Source organism: Azoarcus sp. TTM-91 (assembly GCF_012911025.1).
Lineage (GTDB): Bacteria > Pseudomonadota > Gammaproteobacteria > Burkholderiales > Rhodocyclaceae > Azoarcus.
Map to the genome: position 1 here is coordinate 1 of NZ_WUEI01000207.1, position 3,577 is coordinate 3,577.

Consider the following 3,577-nt stretch of genomic DNA (forward strand, 5'->3'; position numbering starts at 1 on the left):
GATGTGTATAAGAGACAGGCCCTGGACCGCGCTGGCGTGTGCCTCATGTCTCCTCCTTGCGGGGCGCGGAGCGTTGCCGCTGCCTCCTGCGTGTATGGCCGGCCGCGCCTCGTTTTCCGGGGCACGGCCGGCTTCAGTCGCTGTTCTGCCTCGTCCTGCGCCCTTACTTCACCGAGCCGGCGCGCGACTCGACGAAAGTCTGGATCGCCCACACGACTTCCTGCGACAGCAGGCCCTCCCACGGCGGCATGTGCACCACGCCGACGCGGACCTTGCCGTGCAGCACCGATTCTTTGAAGAAGGCGTCGTTGTCCAGCATGCAGGCGGCGCGCAGGCCGGTGTCGGCGATGCGGCGGCAGTAGGCGTCCACTCGCCGCAGGTCGGCGGCGTTGCCTTGGTGGTCGGCGTCCACGCCGTGGCAACGGGCACAGGACTGGTTGTAGGCGGAGCGGCCGATCTCCACCGCCTGCGGGTTGCCGCGGTAGGGGTTGGCGGCCAGCCAGGTTTCGCCCAGCGGCGGCAGCGGCGAGATGTCCACCACCGGCGGAATCGCTACTTCGGCGCGGGCCGGGGAAACGAAGCCGGCCAGCAGGGCGATCTGCAGCAGCAAGGCGGCGAGGTGAAGCAGCAGGCGGCGCGGGCCGTCAGCGGCGGAGAGGGTGGCCGGTGTGCGGCGGGCGTTCAGGGTCGGGGACATGGATGCGGGCTCCTCACCAGTCGGTCGGGCAGCCCTGGCAGCCTTCGAAGAAGCTGTCGGGGAAGATGGTGTAGCGGATCAGGTTGCCTTCCATGACGGCATCCTTGAAGTTCACGGTGACGAACTTGGTCTCCTGCAGGTTGGCGGAGATCAGCTTGGCGCCGACGAACCAGGCGAACTGGGCGCGGGCCGCTTCCAGCGTGGCGCCGGTGAGGTCGGCACCGGTGAAATCGGCGCGCATGATGCGGGCGAACTCCAGGTCGGCGCCCACCAGGCGGGCGTTGCGGAAGGTGGCGGCCGGGGCGTTGACCTTGTTCATCCGCGCGCCGGTGAGGTTGGCGCCATCCAGGTTGGTGCCGGCCAGGTTGGCGCCGCGCAGGTCGGCGCGGGACAGGTTGGCGCCGCGCAGATCGGCGCCGGCGAGATTCTTGCCGACGAGGTCGGCATGGCGCAGGTCGACGCCGGGGCAGCGGGCGTGCGGCCAGATGCCGCAGCCGTTGATGACCAGCGGTTCCACCATGGGCGGTTCGGCATGAGCTGCGCTGGTGGCGCCGAGCAGGCTCAGCGCGAGGGCGGCGGGAGCCGCGGCGCTGAGGCCGCGGGGTGGGAAGCTAGGCATGGCGGGGCGCTCCGGTGTTTACGGACGGCGCCGCGGCGCGAGGGCGCTAGGCCCCCGCGGCGCGGCCGGGCTGAGCTGCCGCGGCCGGCGCGAACCGCCCGCGGGGCGCGGATCAGCGGCGGGCGACCTTGGGCAGCTTGAACACCCACATGGAGCCGCCCTGGGTGACCTGCTTGGTCAGCTCGGCCATGTCGCCGCCCCACAGCGGCACCGCGCCGCCGTAGCCGGACTGGATGCCGACGTACTGCTCGCCGTCCATTTCCCAGGTGATGGGCACCGAGACCACGCCGGAGCCGGTCTGGAAGCTCCACAGCTCCTTGCCGTTCTTGGCGTCGAAGGCCTTCACGTAGCCGTCGGAGGTGCCGGTGAACACCAGGCCGCCGGCGGTGGTGAGGGTGCCGGCCCACAGCGGGAACTGCTCCTTGTGCTCCCAGGCGATCTTGCCGGTCTTGGGATCGATGGCGCGCAGGATGCCGACGTGGTCGTCGAACAGGCGCTTGATGCGGAAGCCCTGGCCGAGGTAGGCGGAGCCCGGCTTGTAGGTCAGGTGCTCGGTCCAGTAGTCCATCGCCCAGTGGTTGGCCGGGATGTAGAACAGGCCGGTATCCGGGCTGTAGGACATCGGGTGCCAGTTGGTGCCGCCGAGGAAGGGCGGCGAGACGAAGATGGAGGCGCCCTTGTCCTCGCCTTCCTTCGGCTCGGGCGGACGGTTGTCGTTCTCGATCGGCTTGCCGGTCTCGATGTCGAAGCCCTTCGCCCAGGTGATGCCATCCACGAAGGGCCAGGCGCCGATCAGCGAGGTCGGCTTGTTCGGGTAGCCGGCGCCCTTGGCCAGCTTCTCGCGGTCGGTGACGAAGAAGAAGCCGTTGCGGTCGGCGTGGGCGGAGGCCTTCACCTGCTTGCCGGTGCGCGGGTCCTTGTACTCGAACAGGATCACCGAGTTGTTGCCGGAGAAGTCCCAGGCGTCGTTCGGGGTGTGCTGGTAGAAGCCCTTCAGCTCGCCGGTGCTGGCATCCACATAGGCTTGGCCGGAGGTGAACAGGCTGTCCCAGTTGCGCGGATCGTCGCCCTTGGCGGTGCGCTTCCAGGTGTTCCACGGTGCCGGGTTGCCGGCGCCGATGACGATGGTGTTGTTGTCGACGTCGAAGGAGGCGCTCTGCCACGGCGCCCCGCCGCCATGGCTCCAGGCCTCGACCTTGCCGGTGGGCGAGTTGGGATCGTCCGGCCACGACGGCGCCTTGGCGTCGCCGGTGGTGGTGCTGTCCTTGCCGTCCAGGCGGCCCATGTGGCCTTCGACCAGCGGCCGCGCCCACACTTCCTTGCCGGTGTCCGGGTCGCGGGCGAACAGCCAGCCGACCACGCCGAATTCGTCGCCGGAGGAGCCATGCACCAGCAGGACCTTGCCGGTCTTCTGGTCCTTCACGATGGTGGGCGCGCCGGTCATGGTGTAGCCGACCTTGTGGTCGCCGAACTTCTCGCGCCACACCACCTTGCCGGTCTTGCGGTCCAGCGCCACCACGGCGGCGTCCAGGGTGCCGAAGTAGATCTTGTCGCCATAGATGGCGGCGCCGCGGTTCACCACGTCGCAGCAGGGGCGGATGTCGTCCGGCAGGCGGTGCTCGTAGGCCCACAGGCGCTTGCCGGTGCGGGCGTCGATGGCGAAGAAGCGGGAGTAGGAGGCGGAAACGTAGATCACGCCATCGCGCACCAGCGCCTGGGCCTCCTGGCCGCGCTGCTTCTCGCCGCCGAAGGAGAAGGACCAGGCCGGCACCAGCTGCGACACCGTCTGGGCATTGATCTGCTTGAGCGGGCTGTAGCGCTGGGCCTTCACGCCCAGGCCGTAGCTGAGAACATCGCCCGGCGTCTTGTCGTCGTTGAGGATGTCTTCCCAGGTGACGTTGCTGATGGTGCCACCCGCAGTGGTGGCGGCGGAAGCGGCGCCGACGGTGAGGCTGGCCGCGGTGAGCACGGCGAGGGTCTTCAGCGTCGGACGCAGGAATTGGCGCGAGTTCATCTGTGACTTGTCTCCATCATGGTTTTATTTGTCCGCCATGCCGCAGCCGGGGCGGTTTCGGCGCCCTGTGCGGCGGGCTGCCCGGGCTTCCTTTCTGCAAAGCGCGTGCCAGTCGGACGGCGTGCAGGGGTGACGGCGGCTTTCGCCCTGCATATCCCGCCGGGGTGTGCGCCGGGTGTCACGAAACGGAACAGCGGGTGTGGCGCAATGGAGCAGTGTTTCAGGGGGGTAGGGATCGGGGGAAGGA

Annotated in this window: 3 protein-coding genes; all 3 read right to left on the minus strand. The window is 69.1% G+C overall.

Features of this window, described 5'->3' with window-relative positions; translation table 11 throughout:
• Positions 1–163 precede the first annotated feature (163 nt).
• Complete coding sequence (pedF, locus tag GRF61_RS23545; RefSeq protein WP_169153048.1) at positions 164–697, minus strand: cytochrome c-550 PedF; 534 nt, start codon at positions 695–697, stop codon at positions 164–166.
• A gap of 13 nt (positions 698–710) precedes the next feature.
• Entirely contained in the window at positions 711–1,316 is a 606-nt protein-coding gene (locus GRF61_RS23550) for a pentapeptide repeat-containing protein (RefSeq protein WP_169153049.1), read from the minus strand.
• A 112-nt stretch (positions 1,317–1,428) separates the two neighbouring features.
• Positions 1,429–3,330: a methanol/ethanol family PQQ-dependent dehydrogenase gene (locus GRF61_RS23555; protein WP_169153050.1), complete on the minus strand. Its 1,902-nt coding sequence runs from the start codon at positions 3,328–3,330 to the stop codon at positions 1,429–1,431.
• Positions 3,331–3,577: the final 247 nt, after the last annotated feature.